Source organism: Flavobacterium sufflavum (genome assembly GCF_004016525.1).
Lineage (GTDB): Bacteria > Bacteroidota > Bacteroidia > Flavobacteriales > Flavobacteriaceae > Flavobacterium > Flavobacterium sufflavum.
On record NZ_SACJ01000028.1, the window covers coordinates 1 to 895 of the forward strand.

General features: G+C 39.0%; 1 pseudogene. It reads right to left on the reverse strand.

Features of this window, described 5'->3' with window-relative positions:
• Positions 1–895 (reverse strand): annotated as a pseudogene (locus EOD40_RS18030) (thrombospondin type 3 repeat-containing protein); the annotation flags it as partial.

Below are 895 nucleotides of genomic sequence, written 5' to 3' on the forward strand. Positions count from 1 at the left end.
CTTTGCTATCGGTTACACCATCACCATCCGTATCCGGATTCTTAGGATCAGTACCATCAATTTTCTCTTGTTTATTGTTTACACCGTCGTTATCACAATCGGCAGTTTCCCAAGCTGAATTTGGAGCTACTGTTTGACTAGCTAAGATAAATTTACAAGGATCTTTAGGATCAGTTCCGTCTGTTTTCTCTTTGCCATCAGTTACTCCGTCCCCATCCGTATCCGGATTCAATGGATTTGTACCATCAATTTTCTCTTGTTTATTGTTTACACCGTCGTTATCACAATCGGCAGTTTCCCATGCTGTTGTTGGTGCAAGGGTTTGACTCGCTAAAACAAATTTACATGTATCTTTAGGATCAGTACCATCTGTTTTCTCTTTACTATTTGTTACACCATCTCCATCACAATCTGAAGTATTCCAAACTGAACTTGGAGCTAACGTTTGACTAGCCAAAATAAATTTACAAGCATCTTTAGGATCGGTTCCATCTGTTTTCTCTTTGCTATCGGTTACACCATCACCATCCGTATCCGGATTCTTAGGATCAGTACCATCAATTTTCTCTTGTTTATTGTTTACACCGTCGTTATCACAATCGGCAGTTTCCCAAGCTGAATTTGGAGCGACTGTTTGACTAGCTAAGATAAATTTACAAGCATCTTTAGGATCGGTTCCGTCTGTTTTCTCTTTGCTGTCATTAACACCATCACCATCCGTATCTGGATTTTTAGGATCAGTACCGTCAATTTTTTCTTGTTTGTTGATTACACCATCATTGTCACAATCGGCAGTTTCCCAAGCTGAATTTGGAGCTACTGTTTGACTAGCTAAGATAAATTTACAAGCATCTTTAGGATCAGTTCCATCTGTTTTCTCTTTGCTATTTGTTAC